The organism is Pseudomonas agronomica (assembly GCF_025917275.1).
Lineage (GTDB): Bacteria > Pseudomonadota > Gammaproteobacteria > Pseudomonadales > Pseudomonadaceae > Aquipseudomonas > Aquipseudomonas agronomica.
On the sequence record NZ_JAOSHO010000473.1, the window covers coordinates 1 to 3,790 of the forward strand.

The 3,790-nt window shown below is 62.6% G+C and carries 2 protein-coding genes and 1 riboswitch; of the genes, one reads left to right on the forward strand and one right to left on the reverse strand.

The genetic code is table 11. The features are described from left to right. Position 1 precedes the first annotated feature (1 nt). Positions 2–1,441 (reverse strand): TolC family outer membrane protein, encoded by a 1,440-nt coding sequence (locus OC610_RS22910; protein ID WP_264431038.1) that lies wholly within the window; start codon positions 1,439–1,441, stop codon positions 2–4. Positions 1,442–1,597: 156 nt separating this feature from the next. Then, positions 1,598–1,703: riboswitch (TPP riboswitch) on the forward strand. 162 nt (positions 1,704–1,865) lie between these two features. On the opposite strand from OC610_RS22910, the gene thiC reads away from it, so the two are divergent. Then, on the forward strand, positions 1,866–3,755 hold the full coding sequence (thiC, locus tag OC610_RS22915) for a phosphomethylpyrimidine synthase ThiC (RefSeq protein ID WP_264431040.1): 1,890 nt from the start codon (positions 1,866–1,868) through the stop codon (positions 3,753–3,755). Positions 3,756–3,790 lie beyond the last annotated feature (35 nt).

The following is a 3,790-nucleotide window of genomic DNA, read 5'->3' on the forward strand; positions in this document are numbered from 1 at the left end:
CCTATGGCGCCGGCCGCGAGCGCAACTGTTGCGCTGCCGCTTGTGCCAGGTCCGGCGGCAGGAAGTCCTTGTCCGGGTTGTAGTCGGGCTTGAGGTAGCGGGACAGGGCTTGCAAGTCTTCCGGGCTCAAGGTTCCTGCGGCCTGCTTCAGGCGCAGGTTGTCCAGGATGTAGTCGTACCGGGCATTGTTGTAGTCGCGCACCGAGGTGTACAGCTGGCGCTGGGCGTCGAGGACATCGACGATGTTGCGAGTGCCCACCTGATAGCCGATCTCCGTGGCATCCACCGCGCTCTGGTTGGAGATGATCGACTGGCGCCGGGCCTGGACCTGTTCCACATCGGTGTTCACCGCGCGGTGCAGGTTGCGGGTGTTTTCCACCACCTGGCGGCGCAGGCCTTCGCGTTGCTGCTCGGTCTGGGTGAGTTGCGAATAGGACTCGCGCACCTGGGAGCTGGTCAGCCCGCCGCTGTAGATCGGAATGCTCAATTGCAGGCCGATGGTGCGTTGCTCGGCATCGCCACCGTAGCGCTGGCCGGTGGGGCTCGGGTTTGTGAAACCGAGGCCGTCGTTGTCACCTTTGCGGTACTGGGCGATTGCATCGAGGGTCGGCGCGTGGCCGGCCTTGCGCTGGCGCACCGTATCTTCGGCGGCATCGACAGCGTAGTTGCTGGCCAACAGGTTGAGGTTCTGCTTGGCGGCGGTGTCGACCCAGGCCTTGGCGTCGTTCGGCGCCGGCGGCAGGATCGGCAGGGTGTGGACGACGCCCTGGATCGAATTGTATTGGCGGTTGGTCAGGGTGATCAGCGCTTCGAAGGCGTCTTCGACCTGGCGCTGGGCGATGATCCGGTTGGCCCGGGCGGTGTCGTAGCTGGCCTGGGATTGCAGCACGTCGGTCTTGTCCGACAGGCCCACGTCGAAACGTTCGTTGGACTGGTCGAGCTGGCGCTTGAACGCGGCTTCCTCGGCCTTGGTCGAGGCCAGGTTGTCCTGGCTGCGCAGCACGTTGAAATAGGACTCGGCGCTTTGCAGGATCAGGTTCTGTTCGGTGGCGGACAGTTGCAGCGACGCTTGTTCATTCACCGATTTGGCCGCCTGGAGCTGGAACCAGCGATCGGCGCGGAAGATCGGCTGGGACAGCGTGGCCTGGTAGACCGTGGAGCTGCGGGTGGCGGTCATCGCCGGCTGGTCGAGCTCGGTACGGGTGTTGTTCAGGTCGGCGCCGGCCGACAGGTTGGGCAGCAGCCCGGCGCGGGCCTGGGGCACCACTTCCTTCTGGGCGCCATATTGGGCGCGGGCGGCGGCCAGGTCGGCATTGTTATCCACCGCTTCCTGGTACACGCTGACCAGATCGGTCCGGGTGGACAACGGCGCTTCGGCGGCCCAGGCCATTCCATTGGACGCACAAGACACGGCAAGGGCCAGTGAGAGTTTGCGCAGCATGAGGCGATCCCTACGTTCAAATTGAATGCGCATAACAGGCGCGCGGCGTAGCGAGTGTAGTTGCGCCTACGCACGGCAACAATCCTGTATTTGTGCCATTCATCACGGCTTTTGCCCGGGCGATGGCGTTCTGCGCCGGTTGTGTCTAGACTGGCCGGGTTCTTGTCGGGGTGCCTTGCTATGAGGCTGAGATCGAATAATTTCGGATCCCGTTGAACCTGATCAGGTTAGCGCCTGCGTAGGGAACAAGATTTCTCGTCACCCGGCGAGTCCTCTTGTGCTTCGTCCGGGATGTCGTTCGACCATTGAACGCACTCGAGCAGCAAGCACAGCGTCCGCACTGTCGTGCAGGGACGCGTCCATTCGTTACAGGTTCGCTCCGACAAAAAATCCACTGCCTGGATGTGTGTCTGGAGAGCCCGTGATGACGACAAAATCAAGAAACGCGACCAACCTCAGTGAATCGGCCCAGGTCGATCAGCAATCGGTCCAGCCCTTTACCCGCTCGCAAAAAATCTACGTCCAGGGCAGCCGCCCGGATATCCGCGTGCCGATGCGCGAAATCAGCCTCGACGTGACCCCGACCGACTTCGGCGGCGAAATCAACGCGCCGGTAGTGGTGTATGACACCTCGGGCCCGTACACCGACCCGAACGTGATCATCGATGTGCGCAAAGGCCTGGCTGACGTGCGCTCGCCGTGGATCGAAGCCCGTGGCGACACTGAGCGCCTGGCGGGCCTGAGTTCCAACTTCGGCCAGGAACGCCTGGCCGACCCCGAGCTGACCCAGCTGCGCTTTGCCCACGTGAACAACCCGCGTCGCGCCAAGCCGGGCGCCAACGTCAGCCAGATGCACTACGCGCGCAAAGGCATCATCACCGCCGAGATGGAATACGTCGCCATCCGCGAAAACATGAAGCTGGAAGTCGCCCGCGCCGCCGGCCTGCTGGACCAGCAACACGCCGGCCACAGCTTCGGCGCCAGCGTGCCGAAAGTCATCACCCCGGAATTCGTGCGCGATGAAATCGCCCGTGGCCGCGCGATCATCCCGGCCAACATCAACCACACCGAACTGGAACCGATGATCATCGGCCGTAACTTCCTGGTGAAGATCAACGGCAACATCGGCAACAGCGCGCTGGGTTCGTCCATCGAAGAAGAAGTGGCGAAGCTGACCTGGGGCATCCGCTGGGGTTCGGACACGGTCATGGACCTGTCCACCGGCAAGCACATCCATGAAACCCGCGAGTGGATCATCCGCAACTCGCCGGTGCCGATTGGCACCGTGCCGATCTACCAGGCCCTGGAAAAAGTCGGTGGCGTGGCCGAAGACCTGACCTGGGAGCTGTTCCGCGACACGCTGATCGAGCAGGCCGAGCAGGGCGTCGACTACTTCACCATCCATGCCGGCGTGTTGCTGCGCTATGTGCCAATGACCGCCAAGCGCGTCACCGGTATCGTCAGCCGTGGCGGTTCGATCATGGCCAAGTGGTGCCTGGCGCATCACAAGGAAAACTTCCTCTACACCCACTTCGAAGACATCTGCGAAATCATGAAGGCCTACGACGTCAGCTTCTCGCTGGGCGATGGCCTGCGTCCGGGCTCGATTGCCGACGCCAACGACGAAGCGCAGTTCGGCGAACTGGAAACCCTCGGCGAGCTGACCAAGATCGCCTGGAAGCACGACGTGCAATGCATGATCGAAGGCCCCGGCCACGTGCCGATGCAGTTGATCAAGGAGAACATGGACAAGCAGCTCGAGTGCTGCGACGAGGCGCCGTTCTACACCCTCGGCCCACTGACCACCGACATCGCGCCGGGCTACGACCACATCACCTCGGGCATCGGTGCGGCGATGATCGGCTGGTTCGGTTGCGCCATGCTCTGCTACGTCACGCCGAAGGAACACCTCGGCTTGCCGAACAAGGATGACGTCAAGACCGGGATCATCACCTACAAGATCGCCGCGCATGCTGCCGATCTGGCCAAAGGGCACCCGGGCGCACAGATCCGCGACAACGCCTTGAGCAAGGCGCGGTTCGAGTTCCGCTGGGAAGACCAGTTCAACCTCGGCCTGGACCCGGACACCGCCCGCTCGTACCACGACGAGACCCTGCCGAAGGACTCGGCCAAGGTCGCGCATTTCTGCTCGATGTGCGGGCCGAAATTCTGCTCGATGAAAATCACCCAGGAAGTGCGCGAGTACGCGGCGAACCAACGCATTGAAGCGGTGGATGTCGATGTCGCCCAGGGCTTGGCGGAGCAGGCTGAGCGGTTCAAGAAGGAAGGTAGTCAGCTTTACAAGAAAGTCTGATTTGAACTGAAGAGGGCGGTGTTTTCACTGCCCTC